Below are 26,227 nucleotides of genomic sequence, written 5' to 3' on the forward strand. Positions count from 1 at the left end.
TCAAGGATCGGTCGATCCTGATTGGGTTATTCGTTAGTTTCGACGATCTGACGGGCGATCAGATCTTCAATTTCTCTCTCATTAAGCCCCAGATCGCGGGTCAGCACATCGCGGCTATGTTCGCCCAGAAAAGGCGGGGCGATGTCATAGCGCACCGGGGTTTTGCTCAGTTTGATCGGGTTGCCGACACCGGGCAGGCGGGCGCCGTCAGGGCGTTGAAGCTCAACCTGCATGCCGCGATGCTGGACCTGCGGCTCGGCAAAGACCCGGTCGAGCGTGTTGATCGGGCCACAGGGGATGCCTTCGCGGCCAAACAGAGCGAGCCAATCGTCGATGGTGCGATCCACCGTGATGGCCGAGATTTTGGCGGTCAGAATATCGCGATTTTCCACCCGGGCGCGGTTGGTGAGAAAGCGCTCATCCTCGGCCAAGCCAGCAAGGCCGGTCAGCTCGCAGAAGCGGGCAAACTGGCTGTCATTGCCAACCGCGAGGATGAAATGGCCGTCGCTCGCCGGGAAGGACTGATAAGGCATCAGGTTTGGATGGGCATTGCCCATCTGGGTCGGGGCCTTGCCGGTGATGAGATAATTGGTGGCCTGATTGGCGAGTGTTGCCACCTGCACATCAAGCAGAGCGAGGTCGATATGCTGGCCTTCGCCGCTGACCGCACGGTGATTGAGCGCAGCCAGAACCGAGATGGTGGCATAAAGGCCGGTCATCACATCAGCCAGTGCAACGCCAACCTTGACCGGGCCGCCGCCGGGGGTGCCCTGCGGTTGTCCGGTGACGCTCATCAGACCGCCCATGGCCTGGATCATGAAATCATACCCGGCGCGATGGGCGTCCGGCCCGGTCTGGCCAAAACCGGTGACCGAGCAATAGACCAGATCGGGCTTGATGGCTTTCAGACTTTCATAATCAAGGCCATATTTGGCAAGGCCGCCGACCTTGTAATTCTCGATCAGCACATCGCTGGTCTTAACCAGATCGCGGATGATTTGCTGGCCTTCGGGGCTGGTAATGTCGAGGGCCAGCGAGCGCTTGTTGCGATTGCAACAGGCGAAATAGGCGGCGTCATGGCTCGCGTCCCCCATGGCGTCGGGCAGAAAGGGCGGGCCCCAGCCTCTGGTGTCGTCGCCCTTGCCGGGGCGTTCAATTTTGATGATATCGGCACCGAGATCCCCGAGGATCTGACTGGCCCAAGGGCCAGCCAGAATGCGGGACAGATCGAGCAAACGAATATGCGACAGGGCTCCTGTCATGGACGAACTCCTCCTCACCGTCCAAAGCAGACTATTTCTTCAGGTCAGGTCTTGTGCCTGACTCGCTCTATGGCTCAGAAGAATGCCTGCAGGCCGGTCTGGGCACGGCCCAGAATCAGCGCATGGATATCGTGGGTGCCTTCATAGGTGTTGACGGTTTCCAGATTGACCATGTGGCGGATCACGTGGAATTCGTCGGAAATGCCGTTGCCGCCATGCATGTCACGGGCGAGCCGGGCAATATGCAAGGCCTTGCCGCAGTTGTTGCGCTTGATCAGCGAGACATTCTCGACCGGGCAATTGCCTTCATCCATCAGGCGACCAACGCGCAGAGCGGCTTGCAGGCCAAGGGTGATTTCGGTCTGCATGTCGGCCAGTTTCAGCTGGACAAGCTGGGTCTGGGCCAATGGGCGGCCAAACTGGGTGCGGTCAAGGGTATATTGGCGCGAGGCATGCCAGCAGAATTCTGCTGCGCCAATCACGCCCCATGCGATGCCATAGCGTGCCTTGTTGAGGCAGCCGAACGGACCGGCAAGCCCTTGCACCTTGGGCAGCAGATTCTCGTCTGGCACAAAGGCATTGTCGAGGACGATCTCGCCGGTGATAGAGCCACGCAAGCTCATTTTGCCTTCGATCTTTGGCGCGGAATAGCCTTCGGTGCTGGCTTCGACGATGAAGCCTTTGATCTTGCCGTCATGGGCGTCGGACTTGGCCCAGACGATGGCAATGTCGGCGATCGGGCTGTTGGTGATCCACATTTTGGCACCGGTCAGGCGATAGCCGCCATCGACCTTGGTGGCGCGGGTGATCATCGACGCCGGGTCGGAGCCGTGGTTGGGTTCGGTCAGGCCAAAGCAGCCGATCAGTTCGCCGGTGGCGAGCTTGGGCAGATACTTCTTCTTCTGCTCTTCGGTGCCATAGGCGTCAATCGGATGCATGACGAGAGAAGACTGCACCGACATGGCGGAGCGATAGCCCGAATCAACCCGTTCGATCTCGCGGGCAATCAGGCCATAGGCGACATGGCTGACGCCAGCCCCGCCATATTCTTCGGCAATGGTTGGGCCGAGGAACCCGACTTCGCCCAACTCGCGCATGATGTCGATGTCGAAGGTCTCGTTGCGGTTGGCTTCCAGAATGCGCGGCATCAGCTTGTCGTCACAGAAGGCGCGGGCGGCATCGGTGATCATCCGCTCGTCTTCGTCCAGCTGGTCGCGGAAATGGAAGGGATCATCCCAGGTGAATTGCGGTTTGGCACACATATGAGCCGGCTCCTTGACTGGCAGCCTTTTTGCTCCGCCAAAAACCGGCAAGGAGAAAGACTGTGTTTCCTAAAATATCGCACGATGTCTCATTGGTGGGAGCATCCCATCAGGGGGTGGTCCGTAGGGCATCGCCTTGTGCAGAGCTTATCGCGGACAGACGGATCTGGCGACCATCGCTTGGGCCTTGGGTGGCAATCTTGCTTCTTCGTGGCGATTGTTCACATCCAAGGGCGGGGTGCAGGTGTCTGTCCGGTTCTCTTTGGGGGTTATCCTAGTGGGGCCATGCCTATCCGAGAAGCGATGAATATTCAAAAGCACATGAGCTTTGCTCATGACTTCGTGGAAAATTTGCGGCAAAAACGGGCTTTTGCATGAAGGATGGTTATCCCCTGCGTCGGAAGGACGCGCTTTCACTTGCCTTCACTTGCCTTCATAGGCCTTCAGCATCTGCTTCTTGGTGGTCAGTGCCTCACGCATGACCCACGTGCGGAAGGTTTGCAGATTCGGGTTGGCCCGTTTGGTTTGGGGATAGGCAAAATAGTAGTTGCCGTTCGATTGCACCGCCGTCTCATCCAGTGCCACCAGTTCGCCCGATGCCAGCTCTTCCTCGACCAACAGGCGCGGCAGGATGGCAATGCCCATTTTGGCCGCTGCGGCGCGGATCACCATATGAAAATGCTCGAAGCGTGGGCCGACATGGGGATTGGCATGGGTGAGGCCAGACTGGCTGAACCAGTGGGGCCAGATGGTGGGGCGCGATGAGGCTTGCAGCAGGGGATATTTGTGCAGAAGGGCGGTGAGGCCCAAGGCTTCTTTTTCCTTGAGCAGATCCGGATGCCCAAGCGGTATGATGAATTCCGGCATCAGAGCATCGGTCAGTGCGCCCGCCCACGTGGCGTCGCCAAAGTGAAAGGCGGCGTCGATATGCTGATCACTGAATTCGAACGGCGCGATCTTGGTGACGATATGGATGAGAATTTCCGGGTGTGCGGTGGTGAATTTGTTCAGGCGCGGCACCAGCCAGCGCGCGCCCAGCGTTGGCAGACAGGCAATGGTCAGCTCTCCCCCCTGACCGCGATAGGCGAGCAGTTCAAGGGTCGCCGTCTCGATGTCCTGTAGCTTGGAGCGGATCTTGTCGGCATAAACGGCGCCAGCTTCGGTCAAGACCAGCCCCGCACCGGTGCGCTCGAACAGGCGAAGCCCGAGCAACTCTTCCATCGCCCGCATTTGGCGCGAAATGGCGCTTTGGGTGACGCCCAGTTCATTGGCCGCCTTGGTGAAGCTGAGATGGCGCGCAGCGGCCTCAAAGGCACGCAGGGCAGAGAGGGACGGCAGGTAATTGAACATGGTCACACTCGCGGTTGGCCATCTGGGGTGAAAAAGAGAATATCAGACCACGAAAATTAGGCGAAGTTATCCCAGTGGGCAAATGCTGCGTCTCTGTTTCTATTCTAAGCTATGGAAAAATGATGCAAACTGCCCCATATTAGGTCTGCGCCAACAATCACAGGGCGCGGAGCGCTTCCATGTCGCGTCAGTGACGTCATGTCTGACGGATTGACCAAGACAGTGGGCATGCATGACCAGATCTGCAAACCCGAAGGGCGCGTATCAAGAGATCCAAACCGAGAGCATTAGGTGACCCGATCATGAGACTGACCCAACAGGCCAATTACTCTGTCCGTATTCTGATGTATTGCGCCGCCAAGAAAGGCGAGTTTGCCAAGGTGAGCGAAATTGCCCGGGTCTATGACATCTCGGAATATCATCTGTTCAAGATCCTGCCAATTCTGGTGTCGAACGGGTTCATCACCACACATCGGGGCCGCAATGGTGGCCTGAAGCTGGCGAAAGACCCGGCTGATATCACCCTAGGCCAGATCATCCGGGCGGCGGAAGAGAATTTCCATCTCGCCGACTGTTTCGATGAAGGCAGCTATGATTGCCCGCTTCTTTCGATGTGCGACTTCAACCATGCGCTCAATGATGCGCTGGAATCCTTCCTGAAAGCACTCGACAAATACACTTTGGCTGATCTGACCCAGAAAGAAGGCGACATGCGCAATCTGCTCGATATTGCCGAGCCAAAGCCTGTGGCCACAGCTGCGGCCAACTGAGTTGCACGGGACAATTTGAGGTATGGAAAGGCCGGTTGGGATGTCACCAACCGGCCTTTTTGATTATCAGTGGGTGACTGGCTTATTTTGCGGTCCAGCCGCCATCCATCGAAATGGTGGTGCCGGTGATGGAGGCCGCCGAATCACTGGCAAGATACAGCGCCAGATCGGCCACCTGCTCGATGGTGACAAATTCCTTGGTTGGCTGGGCCAATAGCAACACGTCGCGCTTCACTTCTTCTTCGGTCATGTTGCGGGCTTTCATCGTGTCGGGGATCTGGCGCTCTACCAGCGGGGTCCAGACATAGCCCGGTGCAATGGCATTGACCGTGATGCCTTGTTCGGCCACTTCCAGCGCGACGGTTTTGGTAAGTCCCGCAACACCGTGCTTGGCAGCGACATAGGCCGATTTGTAGGGGGAGGCGACGAGCGAATGGGCCGACGAGATATTGATGATCCGGCCTTTGCCCTTCTGTTTCATCTTCGGCAGGGCGGCACGGATGGTGTGGAAGTTGGAGCTGAGATTGATAGCGATGATGGCATCCCACTGGTTGATCGGGAACTTTTCGATCGGTGAGACATGCTGGATGCCTGCATTATTGACCAGAATGTCAATCATGCCGAACTCGTCTTCGGTCACTTGAATGCTGTGCTTGATGGCTTCCGGGTCAAGCATGTTTGCCGCGCTGTAGATGGCGCGCACGCCAAAGTCCTGTTCAATCGATAGGCGGGCCTGCTCGATCTCGTTGGCATCGCCAAGGCCATTGATCACCACATTGGCTCCCTGGCTGGCAAAGGCCCGGGCAACGCCAAGTCCGATGCCACTGGTCGATCCGGTGATGAAGGCGGTCTGTCCCTGATGCGCGCCTTGATGCGGCTTGGTGTTGGTTGTCATCTCTCTCTCCTCTTGCAGCTCCGGTCCATCTGTCTGGGCAGGGTGACCGTATGCCATCTTTTCTGATCTGCCATAAAGTTGATATGCCGGGCTTTGATCTCCAGTTATGGTGGCATGGTCCTTTGCCGGGCAGCTTAATTGCCTCGCAAGGCTTGGCAAGGGTCTATGGTTGTGCATAGTTCGAAAGTGCAGTGCATCATCATGAGGGGCTGGATTATCATCAGCGGGCGGGAAGAAGGAGTGTGGCAATGATCGAACTGGAAGACCATGACCACAGTCATTGTGTCAGCCAGATGCTGGGGGCTGCGGAAAAACTCTGCAAAGAGCGGGGCCTGAGACTGACCGATCAGCGCAAGGCCGTGCTGGAAGTGCTCTGTTCCAGTCATGTGCCTGCCAGCGCCTATGACATTCTTGATCGCCTCAATCGGGTGCGCAAGGAGAAGAGCGAGACAATGCTTGCCCCGATCTCGATCTATCGGGCGCTCGAGTTCCTGATGGAGCATGGCATCATTCATCGGATCGAAAGCCGCAATGCTTATGTCGCCTGTACCCATTGCATTGAAGGGCACCGGGACGTGATCATCTTCCTTTTGTGTGATGATTGTGGTCGGGCTGCGGAATTCCAGTCGGAAAGCCTGAGCGGTCTGATCGATACAATTGCGGCAACAGCCCACTTTACTCCCAATGCGCCGGTGCTGGAAATCCGGGGCATCTGTTCCGATTGCCGTGGTTTTGTCGGGGCCGAAGACTGAGACTCGAACTCTGCTTTTGCTTCTTTTGTTCTCTGCCCTTAATGGGAGCGGAGGACATGCAAAGAAGCGGGCGGGCTCCTTGCACCGGCCTGTGTGATTTGCCATATAAGGCCTGCTTGAAAATTTTCCCCTGCTCACCGACCGTTGGCTGAACGGATCGGGACATAGAGGCTCGCTTGGGCGGGTCGATCCGGATCTCCCGGGAAAGTGAGGATCTATGGCCTTTCTAACCGCTCCCCTTGAACGCCGCATCACCAAGGCGGTGAAGGTGGGCTCCGTGACCGTTGGTGGTGGCGCCCCGATTGTCGTCCAATCGATGACCAACACGGACACCGCGGATGTGGACAGCACGGTGGCGCAGGTCGCCGCCCTGCACAAGGCCGGGTCGGAACTGGTGCGCATCACGGTGGACCGGGACGAGTCAGCGGCGGCCGTCCCAAAGATCAAAGAACGGCTGTTGCGACTCGGTATCGATGTGCCGTTGGTTGGGGACTTCCACTATATCGGCCACAAGCTGCTGGCGGATCATCCTGCCTGCGCCGAAGTGCTCGACAAATACCGGATCAATCCGGGCAATGTGGGCTTCAAGGCACGGCGCGATCAGCAATTTTCGATGATGATCGAGACCGCCAACCGCTATCAGAAAGCGGTACGGATCGGGGTCAATTGGGGCTCGCTCGATCAGGAATTGTTGACCAGACTGATGGATGAAAATTCCGCCAGTGCCAATCCGCAGCCAGCGCAAGCCGTGATGCATGAAACCATCATCCAGTCTGCCTTGCTGTCGGCGGCGCGGGCTGAAGAGCTGGGCATGTCGCCGCATCAGATCATCCTGTCAGCCAAGGTGTCTCAGGTGCAGGATCTGATTGCCGTCAATACAGCGTTGGCGCTGCGTTCCGATTATGCCTTGCATCTGGGCCTGACCGAGGCGGGCATGGGCACCAAGGGCATTGTTGCCTCTGCTGCCTCAATGGGCATGGTGCTGCAACAGGGCATCGGCGACACGATCCGCGTGTCACTGACACCAGAGCCGGGGGGCGATCGCACCCGTGAGGTTCAGGTGGCGCAGGAACTGCTCCAGAGCATGGGCTTCCGCTCCTTCATTCCGATTGTTGCCGCTTGTCCGGGCTGTGGCCGGACCACCTCGACTGTATTTCAGGAACTGGCGCAGGATATCCAGAACGACATCCGCACCAACATGCCGGTCTGGCGTGAGCAATATCCCGGTGTCGAGGCGCTGAATGTTGCGGTGATGGGCTGTGTGGTCAATGGACCGGGCGAATCAAAGCATGCGGATATCGGCATTTCCCTGCCGGGCACCGGAGAGGCACCTGCCGCACCGGTCTTCATTGACGGGGAAAAGCGTGCCACCCTGCGGGGCGACAATATCGCTGCGGAATTCCACCAGATGGTCCGCGATTATATTGAACAGCGCTTTGGTGCGAACGCTTCCTGATTGGGGCCGACTATTTTTTCCGTTCCGCAATGAAGCGGGCCGTGGCGATCAGCGTCTCGGCCCGTTTTCCATAAGGGGCAAGCAGCTTCTCGGCTTCCTCAATCAGGGCGAAGAGCTTTTGCCGCGTCGCATCGATGCCATAGAGACTGACGAGCGTGGCTTTCTCGGAGGTCAGATCCTTGCCAGCTGTTTTGCCCAGCTGTTCCGAGGTGGCTGTCACATCGAGCAGATCGTCCGCAAGCTGGAAGGCCAGACCAATGATGGTGCCAAAGCGCGTGACCACAGCGCGATCTTCTTTGGTTGCTTTGGCCAGCATGGCCCCGGCTTCGCACGCATAGCGCAGCAGAGCACCGGTCTTCATGGCTTGCAGATTCAGGATTTCCTCTTCGGTACGCGTGCGATGTTCAGCCTCGATATCAAGCACTTGTCCCCCGACCATGCCGCTGATCCCAGCATTTCTGGCAAGGCCGAGCACCAGCTCGGCCCGTACCGCTGGGTCTGGATGGACGTCGTCTCTTGCCAGAATGTCAAATGCCAGTGTCAGCAGACCATCGCCGGCAAGGATTGCCATTGCCTCACCATAGGCCACATGCACCGTTGGTTTGCCGCGCCTCAGATCGTCATCATCCATCGCTGGCAGGTCGTCATGGATGAGGCTGTAGCAATGGACGCACTCCAGAGCACAGGCCGCATGCAGAGTGCCGGGCGCATCACAGCCCAGCATGCGGGCGGTCTCGATCATCAGGAAGGGGCGGATGCGTTTGCCGCCATTCAGTGCGCCGTGGCGCATGGCAGCGATGAGCGAGGCGGGTGCTGAAGCGTCATTTGGCGCGGGTTGCTCGGGAAGGTAGGTGCACAGAGCCTCCTCGATCGCTTCGGCGCTCTGTTTTAGGCGTGCCCTGAAGACATCGTTTGCAGGGGCGGATGTTGAAACGCTGTCAGTCATCATCTTTGCTGCTGGTTCGGGTTGTGCTGTTGCGTGAGGGTTTGGAGAGGCGATGCCTTTTTTTTCTCGGGCCGTCAAGCTAAAACGGGGCCGAACACCGCTTTCCAACAATCACCCTTCGATGTTTTGCGAAGCATAACAGGAGCCACGCCATGCCGATGCCGTTGGAGATCGCCCATGCAAGTGAAGTCTATGAAACAACACTTCTCGCGCTGAAAGACGATCTTGATCTCACAACTCGTAACCAGACCTATACTGTGCTTGAGGCTGTGCTTGTGGTTTTCAGGCGGCGATTGTCTGCCGCAGAAATTTTGCGCTTTGCCGGACTGTTGCCACCGGTGGCGCGTGCAATCTTTGTTGCCGGTTGGGATGAGCACGAGGGACAGGAAGTCTTTGGATGTCGGGAGGACTGGACGCGGGAGGTCAAGGGGTTAAGGCAGCATCACAATTTTGCACCAGATGATGCGATCAGGGTGGTCGTCGCAACATTGCGACGCCACATGGATGAAGCAGCTCTCGATCAGCTGCTGGGGCAGCTGCCAGACGGGGCGGTGGACTATTGGTCTGCCACGTTTGTGTCCTGAGCTTTTGTCAAAGAGCCTCAAGGGCAATGGCAGCGGACTGGATGATGGCCGCAAAGCGGATGGCGGTCTGGATCTGCTCGGTGGTCAGGCCATTGTCGCGCAGGATGCTTTCGTGGGAATCGATGCACATGCCACAGCCATTTATGGCGGACACAGCAAGGCTCCAAAGCTCGAAATCAACCTTGTCAACGCCGGGGCGGGCGATGAAATTCATCCGTAGTTTGGCAGGCATGGAGCCGTAATCCTTGTTGGATGCCAAATGGACAAAGCGGTAATAGATGTTGTTCATGCCCATCAGGGTGGCAGCACCCTTGGCGGCGGTCAGGGCTTCAGCGGACAGTTTGTCGGCGGCTTCGGCAAGGAAGGCTTCGCGGACAACTTGGCTGCGGGTGGCAATGGCGCAGGCAACCATCAGGCCATATTTCTGCTGATCGGTGAGGCTTTCGTCACTGGCAATGTTCGACAGGTTCAGCTTCACATCCTTGGCAAAGTCTGGCATCTGCGATTTCAACGCGTCGATGGTCATGGTGCATTTCCTATCATCAGGGTGTAGAGGGCCATTCCCGCGCCTTTTTCAGTCGCTGGGCAATGGTGAAACTATCTTGGGAGGAGGAGAGCCTATCGGCCCAGAATGCGGATGGGCGCGTGGCCCATCCGGCTTGATCGGGTCGGCTTAGCCGAGGGTCGCACCACCGACTTCGCGGTTGCAAGGGCAGAGTTCATCGGTCTGCAATGCATCGAGAACGCGCAGGGTGTCTTTTGGATTGCGGCCAACATTGAGGTTGGTTGCATAGACATGCTGGATGGTGTTTTCCGCGTCCACCACATAGGTGTAACGGTAGGCAACGCCGTCCGGGTGGCGCACGCCGAGGCCATCCACGAGGGAGCCGTTGGTGTCAGCAAACATCCAGATTGGCAGTTTGTTGAGATCCGGATGATCCCGACGCCAAGCCAGTTTGCAGAATTCGTTGTCGGTGGAACCGCCAAGAACCACAGCATCGCGGTCTTCGAATTCTTCGTTCAGACGTGCAAATTCAGCGATTTCGGTTGGGCAGACGAAGGTGAAGTCTTTTGGATAGAAGAAGATAACCTTCCATTTGCCTTCGAAGCTTTTCTCGGTGAGGGCTTCAAATGCTTCTTCGCCATTCTCGACGATTTCGTTGAAGCCCGGCTTTACGCCAGTGATGGAAAATTCAGGAAGTTTATCGCCAATACCAAGCATTGCATGTCTCCAAGGGGTGGGAGGGGAGGATTGTCTTTTTAGAATCGTTCAAATTCTGTTGACCCTTTCAACCATATTTGACGCGATAGATCAAATCTCAAATTTCGAATTTGCTGATCGATAAAATCGATCATATAATCCAATCTCGCCAGAAGCGTCCGATTTTTTCGATCCTTGTTGTGTTATCCCGGTTTGATGGAGACCCCTGATGCCCATTCGCCCCACTTTGCGACAATTGCAGTATCTTTGCACACTGGCCGAGAAGGAATCATTTCGGGGGGCGGCGGAAGTCTGTCATGTGTCTCAATCGACGCTCAGTTCGGGGATACGCCAGCTTGAAGATATTTTACAGGTGACGCTCGTTGATCGGGAAAGTGACCAGTTTCGCCTGACCGTGCTGGGCAACGAGATTCTGGGGCGGGCGAAAACCCTGCTGCGGGATACGGACGAACTCGTGGCGATGGCGCAGCGGCAGGAAAAACCACTCAGCGGGCGGCTACGGCTGGGTGTCATTCCCTCCATCGGCCCGTTTCTGCTGCCCAAGGCCTTGCCGGGACTGCGTCGGTCCTTTCCTGATCTGAAACTTTATTTGCGGGAAAAGCTGACCCGCCATGTGCTTGATGACGTGAAGGCGGGTCGGCTGGATGCGGCCGTGATTGCCTTGCCTTACAGAATCGAGGGCTTTGCCAGCCAGTCGCTGGGGCTGGATCGCTTTCATGTGGCATTGCCCCTGCGCCATCCTCTGGTCAAACACCAAAAGATCGAAGCGCTTGATTTGCGGCGTGAGCCGCTCATTCTGTTGGAAGACGGTCATTGTATTCGCGATCACGTGCTGGCCAGCCTGAAACGAGGCGACCCGACACCGGGGCAGGTTGCAGATGAGGAGATCGAGGCAACCAGCCTGATGACCATTGTCCAGATGGTGGCCAACGGACTGGGGGGGACCTTGTTGCCGGGGCTTGCCTTGCGGGCCGGGCTGGTCGATGGGCTGGATATCGTGGTGCGAGACTTCAAGGAGCCGACCGCCGAGCGCGAGATCGTCATGGTCTGGCGGCCGCGCTCGGCGATGGAGAGCAATATCCGGTTGTTGGCAAACCATCTCACGGCCTTTGTTTGAAGGGGGAATCCCATAAAAGGGCTTGAATTTTCAACCGGGCAAGGTAAAGAGTGGTGCAAAGACGTGATGTTTGGCGAGAGAATCCAGAAAAAGCGATCATTTTTGCAAGATTGCTCTGGTCAAGCGCGCTCGGGTTCTGTATAAGGCCCGCAATCTCTTACAACAGAGTAGGTTCCGCAACGGGGCTCGCCCCGCATAGTGGACTATTGACGACGGAGTTTTGACCATGGCTGTGCCAAAGAAAAAAGTGACCCGCATGAAGCGTGGCTTCCGCCGCTCTGCGGACGCACTCAAGCAGTCGGTCTATGTCGAAGACAAGGATTCTGGCGAACTGCGCCGTCCTCATCATATCGACCTGAAGACCGGCATGTATCGTGGTCGTCAGATTATGGAAGCCAAAGACTAAGTCTTTGCTTCTTGACGATTGAAGTTTAAAAAGGTCGGACTTGTCCGGCCTTTTTTTATGCCCATTTTTCCTTTATGTCTGAATGGCGTGGCGCTGACAGGCTGGTTCCATGGCAGGCGAATCCTTATCGCTTGCGAAGCGCCATCGGCGACCGCCTTGCGATATTCATTCTTCTTTCCGGCACGGAGTGTCTTTCAATGATCTTCAATATTCCGCTGTTGATTGCCCCTTTGCTTGTCTATAACGCCTTTGCATTCGGCCTGATGGGGAATGCAATTGGGGATCCCTGGAGTGCGCCAATCTTCACCATCGAGATGGTGTCTGACGCGCGCTGGACATTGACGCTGGGGGACGTGATGATCGTCGCGGCCCTGATCCTGCTGTTTGTCGAGATCCTGAAGGCGACGCGCACCGGGGTCAGCTCGATTGTTGATCACATTCTGTCGACCTTGCTGTTTGTTGCCTATTTGATCGAGTTTCTGCTGGTGCCGCAGACGGCGACGAGCGTCTTTTTCATCCTGATGTGCATTTCTCTGATCGACGTGATTGCTGGCTATTCGATCACCATTCGCGGCGCGACGCGCGATGTGGCCATTGGGCCGGGCGGCATGCTCTAGCTCTGTTCTGCGCCCCGCTGCCCGATGGGGCTCTTCCCCAGTTGCTGCAAAAGACATTGCGTCCGGTTGTGATTTCGGCGATGGTCTTGCTAAGGGATCGTCCTGATCCCTCTTTGTTTATCCAGACAATGGCCAGAGAATGGTCAGGGAATGAGCCGAGCATCAAACAGCTTGGCCAGAGGAGGAGGTTTGATCATGCGGGATTTCCAGCTGCCAGGACGCTCGCCGGTATATGGGGAAGCGGGAATGTGCGCCACGTCGCACCCGGTTGCCAGTCAGGTTGCCTTGTCGGTGCTGCTCAAGGGTGGCAACGCGGTGGATGCGGCGGTTGCCGCAGGTGCGGTGCTCAGTGTGGTGGAGCCACACATGACCGGCATTGGCGGGGATTGCTTTGCCATCATCAGCGAGCCGGACGGGTCGGTGCATGGTTACAACGGCTCTGGCCGGGCTGCAGCTGCCGCCAAGACCGATTGGTTCGTTGAGCAGGGCATCACTGAGATTTCCGAGAGCAGTATTCACGCGGTGACCGTGCCCGGATCGCTCAAATGCTGGGATCGGCTGGTGCAGGATCATGGCAAACTGGGGCTTGATGCGGCCCTTCAGCCTGCGATCGATTATGCCGAAGGGGGCTTTGCTGTTACTTCGCGCGTGGCGTGGGATTGGCAGGATCTGGTCGAGGGGTTGAAGCGCGATCCCGGTGCAACAAAGCACTATTTGGTGGCTGGCCGTGCACCGCAGGCCGGAGAGCGACACACGGTGCCTGCGCTTGCCAAGACCTTGCGGGCGGTGGCTGAAGGGGGCAGCGATGCCTTTTATTGCGGGGCGATTGCCGCCGAGATTGCGGCTCTGGTTCAGCAGTATGGCGGTCTCCTGACCGAGGAAGACATGGCCGGGATCAGTTGCGATCCTCTGGTGCCGGTGTCTGCCAGCTATCGCGGGGTGGAGGTTGTTGAATTGCCGCCCAATGGACAGGGCATCACGGCACTGACCCTGTTGAAGATCCTTGAGCAGTTTGATCTGGGGTCTCTTGCGCCGCATGGTGCGGAGCGGCATCACCTGCAATTGGAGGCAGGGCGTCTGGCCTATGCGATGCGCGATGCTCATATCACGGATCCAGACCATATGCGGGTTGCGGTTGAAACGCTGATCTCGGACGCCTATGCCCAGCAATTGGCAGCATCCATTTCGCCAGATCGGCGCAACGACAGCTTGCCCAGTCTTGTGCCGTCTCAATCTGATACAGTCTATTTGACGGTTGCTGACCGGGATGGTCGCATGGTGTCTTTCATCAATTCCGTCTATCGCGGCTTTGGTGCGCGGGTCTGTACCATGGACAGTGGTGTGATGCTGCAGAATCGGGGCGCCTGCTTCGTGGTCGATCCGGCGCATCCCAATTGCATCGATGGCGGCAAGCGGCCGCTGCATACTATCATTCCGGCAATGGCCCGCAAAGATGGCAAGACATGGCTGTCCTTCGGGGTGATGGGTGGGGCCTATCAGGCGCAGGGCCATGCACAGGTCATCGCCAATATGGTTGATTACGGCATGGATCCGCAGGAGGCGCTGGATGCGCCGCGGCTATTCTGGAACGAGACCGGAGAGATTGTCGCTGAAACGCCGCTGGCTGGCGATGTCTTCAGCGCTCTGGAGGCCAAGGGCCACAAAATGGTCTGGGCTGACAAGCCTCATGGTGGCGGTCAGATCATTGCCCGCGATTCGGAAACCGGCTTTTACTGGGGCGGTTCAGACTGTCGCAAGGACGGGATGGCAATCGGGATCTAGTTCGGGATCTTAAACAACATTTTGCAGGCGCGGCATATCCGAGACGGTTTGTGGCCGGCGGCGCGCCTGCCCATAGGCTCTGGCAGCCTCACGCGGGGAACTGGCGGTGGGGCGACGAAAACTGCGCTGGCCGTTGGTTCCCAGACCATTGCTGCCAAGAATTTGTGCCTGAATATGGGCATAGGTGCCCATTGGGGGTGTCGCATGGGGTGGTGTGGGGTGTGCCTGCCGGGTGTCATCGGCCTGCGGATGCGGGCGTGGCAAAGGCTCCTGACGGGCGTCCGTCAGCAAGGGCGTTCCATAAGGATTGTGACTCGTCGGATTATGAGACGCTGGTGCAATGATCAAGCCGGTCATTTTCTCTGCCTTCCCGTTGATTGTTCCAATTTGGGACAATCAAGACGTTGTTTCGTCTTTTCAGGCAGAGCGGAGCAAGAAGCGGGCCAGTCGTTAAGACTTTGTTAAGAGTTTGGTTAATCGGGCCGTGTGGAAAGGTCGGTAATTTGGGAAAAATTAACCTTAAGTCCGTCTAATCAGACATGAATGTGGCTTTGAGTGCCTGTTGGGGCGCATGCGGTCCGATATGGTCTGATGGCGGGTTGGGGCCCGGTCATGATCATGAAGGGCCGGATCGAGGGCAGCAAAGAGCACGACCAGGCATACCGAAACAACCATTCCAGAATAAGAAGATGGCAGTGAAAGCGCGGGATATCCTCACATCGATCGGAGAAGTCGTCTATGACTGGCAGGCAAATGGGGATCATTTGCGCTGGAGCAGCAACGTGGTCGACGTGTTCGATATGGACCTTGCTGCGCGCCTGACGACCGGTCAGTCCTTTGCCGATTGTGTGACGCCTGACACGCTGGCGACCCGCTATCGTGCGATTTTCGGATCCGGTCAGGCTGATGACGGGAATGGAGTGCCGTTCGAATGCATCTATTGTTTTGCGCCCGAGGGGCTGCAATCGCAAAAGCGTCTCTGGCTGGAAGAGAGCGGACGCTGGTTTGCGGGGGCTGACGGGCGGGCGGAACGCATTCATGGATTGATGCGGATTGTCGATGAACGGCAGAATCGCGAACATCGGCAACGCTTCCTGTCCCAATTTGACGAACTGACGGGCTTGTTCAACCGCACCTATTTTTGTGACCAGTTGGTCCAGACCCTCAAGCGGCGGGAGAAGACCGGGACGACGGCCTGTTATCTGGTTGCCCATATCGACAATTTCCGGGTGGTCAATGAAGCCTATGGCTTTGACATTGCCGATCAGGTGATCCGCGAAGTGGCCAAGCGGGTGTCCTTGCGCCTGCGTGACGGGGATATGGTGGGGCGCATTTCGGGCACCAAGTTCGGCCTGCTGATCAACAATTGTTCCGAACAGGAAATGGCGGCAACCGCCGAGCGGTTCCTTGAAGCGGCGCGTGACGATCTGATCCAGACGGATGCCGGACCCGTGCATGTGACCCTGACCATGGGGGGCGTGCATCTGAATGACACGGTGCCGGATTTGCGCACCGCCGAAATCTGCGCCCTTGATGCGCTCGACCGGGCCAAGCGGCACAATCGCGGCTCGTTCCGCTCCTTCCATTCGGTGCCCTTTGCGTTGGACAAGCGTGAAAAGATGATCCGTATGGCGGATGAAGTGATTTCCGCCCTCAATGAGCGCCGCATCGCACTGGCCTTCCAGCCGATTGTCTCATCAAAGACCGGCGAGACGATCTATCATGAAGTGCTGATGCGGGTGAATGACAGTGATGGTGAGCCCATCCCGGCAGCGACTTTTGTGCAATATACCGAGCGGCTCGGACTGGCGGCGATGCTCGATCACCGCATTCTGGAAATGACACTGGATGTCTTGTTCACCTATCCGGAAGCGCGGCTCAGCATCAATGTGTCACCGGACGTGGGCATGGACAAGGACTGGACCACCTATTTGCAGGCCCGTATCGGAGCCAACCCGGATGTTGCCCGACGGCTGGTGGTGGAAATCACCGAAACCGCAGCGATCCGCAACATGGATGTGGCGGTGCAGTTCGTTCACAAATTGCACGATCTGGGGGCCAAGGTTGCGATTGACGATTTCGGGGCGGGTTATACCTCATTCCGCAATCTGCAGGCGCTTGATGTTGATCTGGTCAAGATCGATGGCAGCTTTGTTCAGGATATCGTCACCAATCGCCAGAACCGCGCCTTCGTACGCATGTTTTCTGAACTGGCCGGTGAGCTGAATATCGATGTCGTGGCTGAGTGGGTCGAGAATCAGGAGATTGCCGATATCCTGTCCGAAATGGGCGTTGGCTATTTTCAGGGCTATCATTTTGGCAAGGCGAGTCAGGACATTCCCTGGACTTCAAATCCTGGCAGCAAAGCGCTGGGGTGATCGGGTAGGCCGATCACAAGCCTGGATATAACAAAACCCTCCAGACGCTCTGTCTGTGAGGGTTTTGTCTTTTTGCCTCAAGGCGATCGCGATCAATCGTCTTTCTTGTCCGCGAGTTCGGAAATCTTCTTCTGCATGTCTGCGATCTGGTCCTTCAGGACATCAAGCTCGCTTGATTTCTTTTCCTCTTGGGCCTTGGGTTGCGCGGCCGCGGCTGCCGGTCCGAAAGGCATGAACATCTTCATGGCATTTTCGAACATTTCGGAATTGCGGCGGACTTGCTCTTCCATGGCTTCGAAGGGGGACCCTCCGAAGGAATCGGCAAGCTGCTTGCGCAGATTGTCCTGATCGTTGGTGAGATTCTGCATGGAAAATTCCAGATAGCTTGGCACCAATGTCTGCATGCTGTCGCCATAGAAGCGGATCAGCTGGCGCAGGAAGGCGATGGGCAGCAAGTTCTGGCCTTTATTTTCATGCTCGAAGATGATCTGGGTCAGGACCGAGCGGGTGATGTCGTCGCCACTTTTGGCATCGAATACGACAAAATCCTCCTCCGCTTTCACCATCTCAGAGAGATCTTCCAACGTCACATAGGTGCTTGTGCCCGTATTATAGAGCCGTCTGTTGGCATATTTCTTGATGATGGTCTGATCTGACTTTTTTGTCATGTGGGTGCCTTTTTCCTATCGACCGACCTGCTCTCCTCGCCATGCCGGTTCCAAAAAGAGCTTGTAGCTTAGTGGTTTCGTGCTGCATTGCCAAGTCCTGTTGCTTGCCTTTTGTGCAACCGCGCAAAGGCTTGCAGTCGGACCGCAGATAGGACAAATTGAAATCAGCGCCTTTGGCCATTGGTCTTTCAGACTAGGCCCATGGCTTAATTGACATTATGCCGGATTCTAGCCGATTTTTGGCGTTGTGTTTGAAGGTGTATGCTCGTCAGGGAGGTTTGCGGCAGTGCAGCACAAACGGCGGGCTTCAGAGAGATTTTCTGTCAAACAAATAGGGAAACTATTATGACTCAAGGCACTGACATTGTCATCGTCGCGGCAGCGCGCACCCCTGTCGGGTCTTTCCTTGGCTCCTTTGCCGCCATGCCGGCATCCGAGCTGGGCGCCATTGCAATCAAAGGGGCGCTTGCCCAGGCCGATATTGACCCGGCGGATGTTGACGAGGTGATTCTGGGTCAGGTTCTGACCGCAGGTCAGGGCCAGAATCCGGCCCGTCAGGCGGCGTTGAAGGCCGGTGTTGGCGAGCGGGCTCCCGCCTGGTTGATCAATCAGGTGTGTGGTTCGGGCCTGCGGACCGTGGCGCTAGGCATGCAACAGATCGCAATGGGAGATGCGAAGATCGTTGTGGCCGGTGGTCAGGAAAATATGTCCCTGTCGGTGCATGCAGCCAATATGCGCGCGGGCACCAAGATGGGGGATGCCAAATTCACCGATACGATGATCAAGGATGGCCTGTGGTGTGCCTTCAATGATTATCATATGGGACAGACCGCCGAGAATGTTGCCGACCAGTGGGACATCAGCCGTGATGTACAGGACGCCTTTGCCGTTGCCTCGCAGAACAAGGCCGAGGCCGCCCAGAAAGCCGGCAAATTCAAGGATGAGATCGTGCCGGTCTCCGTCATCGAGCGCCGCAAGGAGCGGGTGGTTGAGGATGATGAATATGTCCGTCACGGGGCCAATCTTGAAGGCATGCAGAAACTGCGTCCGGCTTTTACCAAGGATGGCTCGGTCACTGCGGGCAATGCGTCGGGCATCAATGATGGCGCGGCCGTTGTTGTTCTGATGAGCGCCGAGGAAGCCCAGAAGCGTGGTCTGACGCCGCTTGCCACCATCAAGGCATGGGCCTCTGTTGGTATTGATCCTGCCATTATGGGTACGGGGCCGATTCCGGCTTCCACCAAGGCGTTGGAAAAGGCTGGCTGGAGCGCAACGGACCTTGACCTGATTGAAGCCAACGAAGCCTTTGCGGCACAGGCCTGTGCGGTCAATAAGGATATGGGCTGGGATGTCGAGAAGGTGAATGTCAATGGCGGTGCGATTGCCATCGGTCACCCGATCGGTGCTTCTGGTTGCCGTGTTCTGGTCACGTTGCTGCATGAAATGAAGCGTCGCGATGCCAAGAAGGGTCTGGCGACCCTTTGTATCGGTGGTGGCATGGGCGTTGCCCTGTGCGTCGAACGATAAGGCAAACTGAGCGTCTTCGGGCCGAGGGGATACAGGCCCGGAGATTGTGACCATGGGGCGGCGGGCGCCGAAAAAGAAAAGACAAGGACGCCTGTTTGTTCGTCGTGGAACTTGAATGGGATCGCAGGGCGGCGGCGCCGCTCTGCGCAACCGGTTTGGATGGCATGGGCCAACTTCAGACCAATCTGGTTCGCTAAACCGCAGGAGTGAGCGGTGGCGGACACTGACATAGGGGAGAGATATGTCTAAAGTTGCAGTTGTTACCGGTGGGACCCGCGGGATCGGGGAAGCCATTTCAATCGAACTCAAGCAAGCCGGTTTTCTGGTTGCCGCCAATTATTGCGGCAATGACGAACGCGCCCGGGCCTTTTCAGAGCGGACCGGGATCAAGGCCTACAAATGGGATGTGGGCGATTTCGAAGCCTGCAAGGCAGGCCTTCGGCAGATCGAGGAAGATCTCGGCATCATCGATGTGGTGGTCAACAATGCGGGCATCACCCGTGATGGCATGCTGCACAAGCTTGGGGTGGATGAATGGCACGAAGTCATCAATACCAACCTCAATTCGATGTATTACATGACCAAGCCGGTAATTGACGAAATGCGGGCGCGTGCCCATGGCCGGATCATCAATATCTCCTCGATCAATGGCCAGAAGGGTCAGATGGGTCAGACCAACTATTCCGCCGCCAAGGCTGGGGTGATCGGTTTCACCAAGGCGCTGGCGCAGGAAACCGCCCGCAAGGGGGTGACCGTCAATTGCATCTGTCCGGGCTATATCGACACCGACATGGTGGCCGCCGTGCCAGAGAAGGTGCTGGAAAGCATTGTGTCGAGCATTCCGGTCGGCCGTTTGGGGCAGGCCGAAGAAATCGCCGCCATGGTGGCCTTCCTCGCATCCGAGAAAGCCGGTTTCATCACAGGGGCCGTGATGACGGTCAATGGTGGGCAATATATCGCCAACGGCTAGGGTCGTGTTTCTCTTTGCTGATGGGGTAATAAGCCTTTGATAAGTGCCGCGGGATCTTGTTTCCCGCGGTTTTTTTGTGGCTTCATGTGGCTTCTCGCCTTTTGCCTCCCTGAACCTGAAAAGAGATCGCCCATGTCCAGACGCCTGTTGGCCACCCTGATCGGATTTGTCGCCATTCTGATGTGGGCTTTGTTGGCCCTGTTCACGGCAGCAAGTGGCACGGTGCCTCCCTTTCAGCTGACGGCGATGACCTTTTTGATCGGTGGCTCCATCGGGCTGGTGAGCTGGCTGTTTCGCCCCGGTGCGTGGCGGGTGCTAAAGCAGCCTTGGCCTGTCTGGGCGCTAGGGGTGATTGGCCTGTTTGGCTATCATTTTCTCTATTACACCGCCTTGCGGCTGGCCCCTCCGGTGGAGGCGGGACTGATTGCCTATTTGTGGCCGTTGCTGATTGTTGTGCTTTCTGCCCTTTTGCCGGGGGAGCGGTTGCGCTGGTTCCATCTCACTGGTGCCTTGCTGGGCTTGGCTGGGACGGTGCTGATTGTCTCAAAAGGGCGCGGTATCAGCGTGGATATGGCTTATTTGCCGGGCTATCTGGCAGCCATTGTCTGTGCCTTCACCTGGTCGAGCTACTCGATCCTGTCGCGGCGTTTTTCCGCTGTGCCGACCGATATTGTCGTTGGTTTCTGTCTGGTAACCGCAGCGTTGAGTGCGTTGGCGCATTTGGCGTTCGAAACCACCGTCTGGCCCCGGGGTGGGAGCGAATGGCTGGCGGTGCTCGGCCTTGGCTTGATGCCCGTGGGGGCGGCCTTTTATGTCTGGGATTATGGCGTCAAGCATGGCGACATTCAGGTGCTGGGGGCGGCATCCTATGCTGCCCCGCTGCTGTCGACCGCTATATTGGTGCTGGCCGGATTTGGTGTTTTCAGCTGGACCATTGCGGCGGCGGCCCTGTTGATCACCTTTGGTGCCGTGTTGGCGTCAAAGGATATGATCCTGCGCTCGAAATAGCTGAGTAACAAAAGTACCCGCTTTTCAAGTTTTGCGCATCTTGCGCAGGATCGGAGCGGTTGCCAGCGCTCCCAAAAACAGCAAAAAGGCGGCCAGCACGATCGAGGGGCCGGGGGTCGAATCCCAGATCAGGGATGCATTGAGGCCGCCCAGAATCGACAGACAGGCGATCAATGCTGCCAGCAGGGCCATCGATTCCGGACCTCTGGCAAATTGTCGCGCGGTGGCAGCGGGAATGATCAGCAAAGAGGTGATCAGCAACACGCCGATCAGTTTCATCGCCACTGCGATCACCAGAGCGATCAACAGCACGAAGACCAGATTGGCTCGCTGGGTCGGCAGGCCTTCGGCGGCGGCAATGTCGGGGCTGATGGTACTGGCCAACAGGCTGCGCCAATGAGCGAACAGAAGGGCAAGAACCAAAGTTCCCCCTCCCCAAATGACTCCAAGATCCTGCTTGCTGACCGACAGGATGTCGCCAAACAACAGGGACATGATGTCAATCCTCAGCCATGTCATGAAGCCAAGAGCGAGCAGACCAATGGCCAGCGACGCATGGGAGAGAATGCCGAGCAGGGTGTCGGTTGACAGGCGGTCGAGTTTTTCCAGTCCATAGAGAAGGAGCGCGATGACAAGGGAGACGAAAAAGACCCCGGCAATCGGCATCAACTCGAACAGCAGGCTCAAGGCGATGCCGAGCAGGGCGGCATGAGCCATGGTCTCGCCGAAATAGGCCATGCGTCGCCAGACGATGAAACAGCCCAGCGGGCCGGAGACCAGCGCGATGCCGATGCCACCAAGCAGAGCACGGGTGAAGAAGTCATCCAGCATGACGCTTGCTCCCCTCATGTGGATGAGCATGCTCGTGCCCGTTGTCATGGTCGTGACCACAGGAGCAACCTTCATCGATCATCTCCGCATCCTGTGGGTCATGGCTGTGATTGTGGTGATGATTGTATGGGGCCATGGTCTCAAGGCCTTTGGCTCCGAAGAGACGCTGATAATCGGGATTTTGGGCAACGTCTGCTGGCTGGCCGTAGCAGCAGACATGGGTGTTCAGGCAAATGACCCGGGTTGAGGCACGCATCACCATATGCAGATCATGGGAGACCAGAAGGATGCCGCAATTGTGGCGGTCCCGGATCTCTTCGATCAGACGGTAGAGGGCCAACTCGCCCACATAATCCACCCCTTGCACCGGCTCATCAAGGACCATCAGATCCGGCTGGCCGACCAGAGCGCGGGCCAGCAAGACCCGTTGCATTTCCCCGCCTGACAGGGTGTGAACATTGTCGTGGATCTTGTGGGCGACGCCGGTTTCCTCCAACGCGGCCAACATGGCATCGCGGCTGTGATTGCCGGTGAGACGCATCAGCCGTTCGACCGTCAGCGGCATGGTGCGGTCGATCACCAGCTTCTGCGGCACGTAGCCGACCTGGAGGCCGGACTGGCGTTGCACCTTGCCTGAGGAGACAGACCGCAAACCGAGCAGGGCCTTGACGAGGGTGGTTTTGCCGCCGCCATTGGGGCCGATGATGGTGATGATTTCGCCGCGATCAACAGAAATGGAGACCCTGTCGAGCAGGGTTTTGCCATCGCTGACAATGGTCAGGTTGTCGCCGGAAAGAAGCATTTGAGAGGTGCGCACGGGCTTGCCACGGGTCTGGGGTGATCAGGGTCGAATGAAAATGTTACATTATAACGATTTTTCGATGGTGCAACCATTCCCATGGCGCCGAGGGGTGCAAATCACAGCTGGACCGCTGGAATGGGCCTCCAAACACGCATTTGTGACAGAGAAAAGGGCCCGATGGGGCCCTTTTGTTGCTTTGGCGGCCCGTCGATGGGAACGGGGCCGCGGATCGTTGGGGCTGCTAGACGTCGAACGAGACGCCCTGTGCCAGCGGCAACTCGGCAGAATAGTTGATCGTGTTGGTCGCCCGGCGCATATAGCCTTTCCACGCGTCAGAGCCGGATTCACGCCCGCCGCCGGTTTCCTTTTCGCCACCAAAGGCACCGCCAATTTCTGCACCGGATGGGCCGATATTGACATTGCAAATGCCGCAATCAGAGCCAGCTGCGCTCATGAAGGTTTCGGCCTCGCGCATGTCGAGGGTGAAGATGCAGGAAGACAGGCCCTGCGGCACATCATTATGCATGGCGATGGCGTCACCGAGATCGCTATAGCGCATGACATAGAGGATCGGAGCGAAGGTTTCGGTCTTGACCATGTCGGTCTGATCGGGCATTTCGACAACTGCCGGGCGGACATAGAAGCCACCATCAGCGCCCTCAACCACGACTTTCTCGCCACCAACAACTTTGCCACCTTCGGCTTCGGCCTGCTTCAGCGCGGCCTGCATGGTGTTGAAGGAGGTCTCATCGATCAATGGACCGACCAGAGTGGAGGCCTCCAGCGGCGAGCCGATTGGCAGCGAGGCATAGGCCTTCTGTATCTGGGCGACAAGCTGGTCGGCGATGCTCTCGTGAACGATCAGACGGCGCAGGGATGTGCAGCGCTGACCGGCGGTGCCTACAGCAGAGAAGCAGATGGCGCGAATGGCCATGTCGAGGTCGGCGCTGGGGGCGACGATCATTGCATTGTTGCCGCCCAGCTCAAGGATCGAGCGACCAAAGCGGTCGGCGACACGCGGGCCAACGGCCCGGCCCATGCGGGTGGACCCGGTGGCGGACAGGATCGGCACCAGCGGATTGTCGACCAGTGCCTTACCGGCTTCCGGACCACCAACGACCAATTGATGCAACCCTTCCGGGGCGGCTTCGAAATCGGCCAGCACGCCCTGCAGGATGGCATCGCAGGCCAATGCCGTCAGCGGGGTTTTCTCGGAAGGTTTCCAGACCACGGCGTCACCGCAGATCAGGGCCAGGCAGGTGTTCCATGACCAGACGGCTACAGGAAAGTTGAAGGCGGAAATGACACCACAGACACCCATCGGATGCCAGCTTTCCATCATCCGGTGGCCGGGGCGTTCCGATGCAATGGTCTTGCCATAGAGCTGGCGGGACTGGCCAACGGCAAAATCGCAAATGTCGATCATTTCCTGCACTTCGCCGAGGCCCTCGGACAGGATCTTGCCAGCTTCGATGCTGACCAGTTTGCCAAGCGCCTGTTTGTGGGTGCGCAGGGCTTCGCCCAACTGGCGAACCAGTTCACCCCGCACAGGGGCAGGCACCGTGCGCCATGATAGAAAGGCCTCATGGGCGGCAGTGACCGCAGCATTCATGGCATCGGCACCCTGTTCAGCGACCTGACCGATGACCGAGCCATCAATGGGACTGGTGACCGTGATCGAACCTGACAATGTGGCACTGTCGACGCCGAGACTTTCGAGCAGGGATTTGGTTTCATTCGCAAGATTTGCGGACATGTGGTTCTCCAAAGGAAGGGAAGGACGATTTCGAAGGGGAGGCTTCTTCGTCTTTAATTTATTGATTTTTATAGCTAAATGTAGCTTTGCCTGGCCACTATAATCGGGCTTGAGATTAAGTCATAGTGGCTGTCCTATCCAGCTTGATAGATTGCCGGGAAGCTTCGGCAAAATGCTGGACAAGTCGGATTGCGTGACAAAATGTTGTTGGCGTCCCTTGGCAAAGTATGAATAAGTGGACCCGATGATTCCATCGCGTTGCTTATTCGTTGCCAAAGCGGGCCGTGTTGGATGGATAGGCGATTGGTTGATGACGGAGTGTGATGATGCGGCGTGCCCTTGATGATCTGGACAGAAAGCTCATTCGGATTCTGCAAGCCGATGCCCGCTTATCGACCTCCGAGATTGGCCGCAAATTGTCGGTGGCCCGCTCAACCGTACATGAGCGTATCGAACGGCTGAAGCGCGAAGGGGTGATTGATGGCTTCACCGTGTTGCTCAATAGCGACCCTTTGGAGACGCTGAACCGGGCCATCGTATTTGTCGAGATCGATCCAAAACTGCAAACACCGATTGTCCAGAAGCTTGAGGATTTCCCGGAAATCTCGTCCTGCTTTACGGTCAACGGGTCGTTTGATTTGGCGTTAATTGTCGAGATGCCGCAGCTCGAAGATCTGGACGCTCTGCTTGACGAAATTGGTGAAATCAATGGGGTGGCGCGGACCATGACCAACATCATTCTGGCCAAGAAGTTCGATCGCCGTCACACGCTGATCAACGAAACCGCAAAGAAGCTGTTTGGCGGGGAGCCTTTCTGAGGCCCGATCTGGGAACTGGCTGAGATCTGACCTTGCAAATATCAGGCATAAAAAAGCGCACTGTCGGTTGACGGCGCGCTTTTTTGCTTTGCGAGGAGAGTGGTCTAGAAATTGTCTTTTCTTGAGCGGATTTCCGTGAAAACCTCAAGGTCTGATGCATCGGCCATGCCGAGCGCTTCCTTGACCTCGGCATTGTTGGCGCGCAGGAAGCTGTTGGTGGTCAACTCGTCAAGCATAGTGGTTGGAATGGTTGGCTCACCGCGCTCGCGCTTGGCACGGACATCTTCCATCCGCTGGAGCAGCAATTCATTGTCCGGCTCGATGGTCAGGCAGAATTCACCGTTGGACAATGTATATTCATGGCCGCAATAGATGGTGGTTTCCGGTGGCAATTTGGCCAGCCGATCAAGGGAGAACCACATGTCCTCCATGGTGCCTTCAAACACCCGGCCACAGCCCATGGCAAACAGGGTGTCGCCGGTGAAGGCCAGCTCGGCATCCGGGATCCAGAAGCTGAGATGATCACGGGTATGGCCCGGAGACGCGATGACCTTGATGTCGAGATCGCCGAACTTGATGGTGTCGCCGTCCTTCACACCGGTCTCGATGGTCTGGACTTTCGACATGCTTTCCTCGGGACCATAGATGGTGGCGCCCGTCACCCCCTGCAGAGCTGCCAGACCACCAATATGGTCATGGTGATGATGGGTGAGCAGGATGTGGGTCAGTTTCCAGTTGTTGTCTTCGAGAATGTGCAGGATCGGGGTTGCGATCGGTGCATCGACCAGAAGGGTCGACTGGCTTTCGGGATCATGCGCGAGAACAGCATAATTGTCATTGAGACACGGGATAAGAACAGTTTCCAAAGCGTGCTTCGGCATGTTTGGGCTTCCTTCCTTCGACTATCGATTTGTCAGACCTTGCTCCTGCTCTCTCGCCCTTTGCTGAGGATGGGCGCCAGAGAGTGAAAATGGCCCGGTCTCGTCCTTTGTCTTTGATTTGCAAGCCAAAAGGGCGAAACAGTGATTGGGTCCAGTGTGGCATATGT

The 26,227-nt window shown here is 57.2% G+C and carries 26 protein-coding genes; 13 read left to right on the forward strand and 13 right to left on the reverse strand.

The genetic code is table 11. The annotated features are described in order from the left end of the window. Positions 1 to 26: 26 nt before the first annotated feature. From DSD30_RS05045 to gcvA, 3 genes are all read right to left on the reverse strand, one after another. On the reverse strand, positions 27 to 1,262 hold the full coding sequence (locus DSD30_RS05045) for a CaiB/BaiF CoA transferase family protein (RefSeq protein WP_114008436.1): 1,236 nt from the start codon (positions 1,260 to 1,262) through the stop codon (positions 27 to 29). Between the two features lie 74 nt (positions 1,263 to 1,336). Further along, entirely contained in the window at positions 1,337 to 2,524 is a 1,188-nt protein-coding gene (locus tag DSD30_RS05050; protein ID WP_114008437.1) for an acyl-CoA dehydrogenase, read from the reverse strand. A 423-nt stretch (positions 2,525 to 2,947) separates the two neighbouring features. Next, positions 2,948 to 3,874 carry a transcriptional regulator GcvA gene (gcvA, locus tag DSD30_RS05055; RefSeq protein WP_114008438.1) on the reverse strand — a complete coding sequence of 309 codons (927 nt, stop codon included), beginning with the start codon at positions 3,872 to 3,874 and terminating at the stop codon, positions 2,948 to 2,950. 302 nt (positions 3,875 to 4,176) lie between these two features. Here gcvA and DSD30_RS05060 point away from each other — a divergent pair, with 302 nt between their 5' ends. Continuing rightward, positions 4,177 to 4,644: an Rrf2 family transcriptional regulator gene (locus tag DSD30_RS05060; protein ID WP_114008439.1), complete on the forward strand. Its 468-nt coding sequence runs from the start codon at positions 4,177 to 4,179 to the stop codon at positions 4,642 to 4,644. 82 nt (positions 4,645 to 4,726) lie between these two features. On the opposite strand, the gene DSD30_RS05065 is transcribed toward DSD30_RS05060, so the two are convergent. After that, a complete protein-coding gene (locus DSD30_RS05065) occupies positions 4,727 to 5,539 on the reverse strand; it encodes a 3-hydroxybutyrate dehydrogenase (protein WP_114008440.1) in 813 nt (270 codons plus the stop codon). A 248-nt stretch (positions 5,540 to 5,787) separates the two neighbouring features. Between DSD30_RS05065 and DSD30_RS05070 the strand changes: the two genes are divergently transcribed. Then, positions 5,788 to 6,291, forward strand: a complete 504-nt coding sequence (locus DSD30_RS05070) for a Fur family transcriptional regulator (RefSeq protein ID WP_114008441.1) — start codon at positions 5,788 to 5,790, stop codon at positions 6,289 to 6,291. Positions 6,292 to 6,508: 217 nt separating this feature from the next. After that, positions 6,509 to 7,747: a flavodoxin-dependent (E)-4-hydroxy-3-methylbut-2-enyl-diphosphate synthase gene (gene ispG, locus DSD30_RS05075; protein ID WP_114008442.1), complete on the forward strand. Its 1,239-nt coding sequence runs from the start codon at positions 6,509 to 6,511 to the stop codon at positions 7,745 to 7,747. A gap of 10 nt (positions 7,748 to 7,757) precedes the next feature. On the opposite strand, the gene DSD30_RS05080 is transcribed toward ispG, so the two are convergent. Then, positions 7,758 to 8,693, reverse strand: a complete 936-nt coding sequence (locus tag DSD30_RS05080) for a polyprenyl synthetase family protein (RefSeq protein WP_114008661.1) — start codon at positions 8,691 to 8,693, stop codon at positions 7,758 to 7,760. A gap of 152 nt (positions 8,694 to 8,845) precedes the next feature. Between DSD30_RS05080 and DSD30_RS05085 the strand changes: the two genes are divergently transcribed. Continuing rightward, positions 8,846 to 9,277 carry a DUF2267 domain-containing protein gene (locus DSD30_RS05085; protein WP_114008443.1) on the forward strand — a complete coding sequence of 144 codons (432 nt, stop codon included), beginning with the start codon at positions 8,846 to 8,848 and terminating at the stop codon, positions 9,275 to 9,277. 7 nt (positions 9,278 to 9,284) lie between these two features. Here DSD30_RS05085 and ahpD read toward each other — a convergent pair whose 3' ends face one another. Continuing rightward, positions 9,285 to 9,803: an alkylhydroperoxidase, AhpD family gene (ahpD, locus tag DSD30_RS05090; RefSeq protein WP_114008444.1), complete on the reverse strand. Its 519-nt coding sequence runs from the start codon at positions 9,801 to 9,803 to the stop codon at positions 9,285 to 9,287. 147 nt (positions 9,804 to 9,950) lie between these two features. After that, entirely contained in the window at positions 9,951 to 10,499 is a 549-nt protein-coding gene (locus tag DSD30_RS05095) for a peroxiredoxin (RefSeq protein WP_114008445.1), read from the reverse strand. 208 nt (positions 10,500 to 10,707) lie between these two features. Between DSD30_RS05095 and DSD30_RS05100 the strand changes: the two genes are divergently transcribed. The 4 genes from DSD30_RS05100 to ggt all read left to right on the forward strand — a co-directional run bounded on the left by DSD30_RS05100 (position 10,708) and on the right by ggt (position 14,421). Continuing rightward, on the forward strand, positions 10,708 to 11,616 hold the full coding sequence (locus DSD30_RS05100) for a hydrogen peroxide-inducible genes activator (RefSeq protein ID WP_114008446.1): 909 nt from the start codon (positions 10,708 to 10,710) through the stop codon (positions 11,614 to 11,616). 226 nt (positions 11,617 to 11,842) lie between these two features. After that, a complete protein-coding gene (rpmF, locus tag DSD30_RS05105) occupies positions 11,843 to 12,022 on the forward strand; it encodes a 50S ribosomal protein L32 (protein WP_114008447.1) in 180 nt (59 codons plus the stop codon). 197 nt (positions 12,023 to 12,219) lie between these two features. Next, positions 12,220 to 12,639 carry a hypothetical protein gene (locus DSD30_RS05110; protein ID WP_114008662.1) on the forward strand — a complete coding sequence of 140 codons (420 nt, stop codon included), beginning with the start codon at positions 12,220 to 12,222 and terminating at the stop codon, positions 12,637 to 12,639. A 195-nt stretch (positions 12,640 to 12,834) separates the two neighbouring features. Then, positions 12,835 to 14,421, forward strand: coding sequence for a gamma-glutamyltransferase (ggt, locus tag DSD30_RS05115; protein WP_114008448.1), 1,587 nt, complete (start codon positions 12,835 to 12,837; stop codon positions 14,419 to 14,421). 9 nt (positions 14,422 to 14,430) lie between these two features. Here ggt and DSD30_RS21470 read toward each other — a convergent pair whose 3' ends face one another. After that, positions 14,431 to 14,778, reverse strand: coding sequence for a hypothetical protein (locus DSD30_RS21470; RefSeq protein ID WP_138148031.1), 348 nt, complete (start codon positions 14,776 to 14,778; stop codon positions 14,431 to 14,433). A gap of 332 nt (positions 14,779 to 15,110) precedes the next feature. Here DSD30_RS21470 and DSD30_RS05125 point away from each other — a divergent pair, with 332 nt between their 5' ends. Beyond that, positions 15,111 to 16,799: a putative bifunctional diguanylate cyclase/phosphodiesterase gene (locus tag DSD30_RS05125; protein ID WP_198662819.1), complete on the forward strand. Its 1,689-nt coding sequence runs from the start codon at positions 15,111 to 15,113 to the stop codon at positions 16,797 to 16,799. 92 nt (positions 16,800 to 16,891) lie between these two features. Here DSD30_RS05125 and phaR read toward each other — a convergent pair whose 3' ends face one another. Next, positions 16,892 to 17,467: a polyhydroxyalkanoate synthesis repressor PhaR gene (gene phaR / locus DSD30_RS05130; protein ID WP_114008451.1), complete on the reverse strand. Its 576-nt coding sequence runs from the start codon at positions 17,465 to 17,467 to the stop codon at positions 16,892 to 16,894. A 345-nt stretch (positions 17,468 to 17,812) separates the two neighbouring features. Between phaR and DSD30_RS05135 the strand changes: the two genes are divergently transcribed. The 3 genes from DSD30_RS05135 to yddG all read left to right on the forward strand — a co-directional run bounded on the left by DSD30_RS05135 (position 17,813) and on the right by yddG (position 20,972). Next, the gene (locus DSD30_RS05135; protein WP_114008452.1) at positions 17,813 to 18,994 is read left to right on the forward strand and encodes an acetyl-CoA C-acetyltransferase; all 1,182 of its coding nucleotides are present in this window, start codon (positions 17,813 to 17,815) and stop codon (positions 18,992 to 18,994) included. A 241-nt stretch (positions 18,995 to 19,235) separates the two neighbouring features. Then, on the forward strand, positions 19,236 to 19,964 hold the full coding sequence (phbB, locus tag DSD30_RS05140) for an acetoacetyl-CoA reductase (RefSeq protein WP_114008453.1): 729 nt from the start codon (positions 19,236 to 19,238) through the stop codon (positions 19,962 to 19,964). Positions 19,965 to 20,096: 132 nt separating this feature from the next. Beyond that, the gene (yddG, locus tag DSD30_RS05145; RefSeq protein WP_114008454.1) at positions 20,097 to 20,972 is read left to right on the forward strand and encodes an aromatic amino acid exporter YddG; all 876 of its coding nucleotides are present in this window, start codon (positions 20,097 to 20,099) and stop codon (positions 20,970 to 20,972) included. Between the two features lie 24 nt (positions 20,973 to 20,996). Here the strand turns inward: yddG and DSD30_RS05150 are convergent, their stop codons facing one another. The 3 genes from DSD30_RS05150 to amaB all read right to left on the reverse strand — a co-directional run bounded on the left by DSD30_RS05150 (position 20,997) and on the right by amaB (position 24,361). After that, positions 20,997 to 21,803 (reverse strand): metal ABC transporter permease, encoded by an 807-nt coding sequence (locus DSD30_RS05150; RefSeq protein WP_114008455.1) that lies wholly within the window; start codon positions 21,801 to 21,803, stop codon positions 20,997 to 20,999. Further along, the gene (locus tag DSD30_RS05155) at positions 21,793 to 22,605 is read right to left on the reverse strand and encodes an ATP-binding cassette domain-containing protein (protein ID WP_114008456.1); all 813 of its coding nucleotides are present in this window, start codon (positions 22,603 to 22,605) and stop codon (positions 21,793 to 21,795) included. Before DSD30_RS05155 ends, DSD30_RS05150 begins: the two co-directional genes overlap by 11 nt. 241 nt (positions 22,606 to 22,846) lie before the next feature. Beyond that, positions 22,847 to 24,361, reverse strand: coding sequence for an L-piperidine-6-carboxylate dehydrogenase (gene amaB, locus DSD30_RS05160; protein WP_114008457.1), 1,515 nt, complete (start codon positions 24,359 to 24,361; stop codon positions 22,847 to 22,849). A 326-nt stretch (positions 24,362 to 24,687) separates the two neighbouring features. Between amaB and DSD30_RS05165 the strand changes: the two genes are divergently transcribed. Further along, on the forward strand, positions 24,688 to 25,179 hold the full coding sequence (locus DSD30_RS05165; protein WP_114008663.1) for an Lrp/AsnC family transcriptional regulator: 492 nt from the start codon (positions 24,688 to 24,690) through the stop codon (positions 25,177 to 25,179). A gap of 104 nt (positions 25,180 to 25,283) precedes the next feature. Here DSD30_RS05165 and gloB read toward each other — a convergent pair whose 3' ends face one another. After that, positions 25,284 to 26,060 carry a hydroxyacylglutathione hydrolase gene (gene gloB, locus DSD30_RS05170; protein WP_114008458.1) on the reverse strand — a complete coding sequence of 259 codons (777 nt, stop codon included), beginning with the start codon at positions 26,058 to 26,060 and terminating at the stop codon, positions 25,284 to 25,286. Positions 26,061 to 26,227 lie beyond the last annotated feature (167 nt).

The organism is Cohaesibacter intestini (assembly GCF_003324485.1).
Lineage (GTDB): Bacteria > Pseudomonadota > Alphaproteobacteria > Rhizobiales > Cohaesibacteraceae > Cohaesibacter > Cohaesibacter intestini.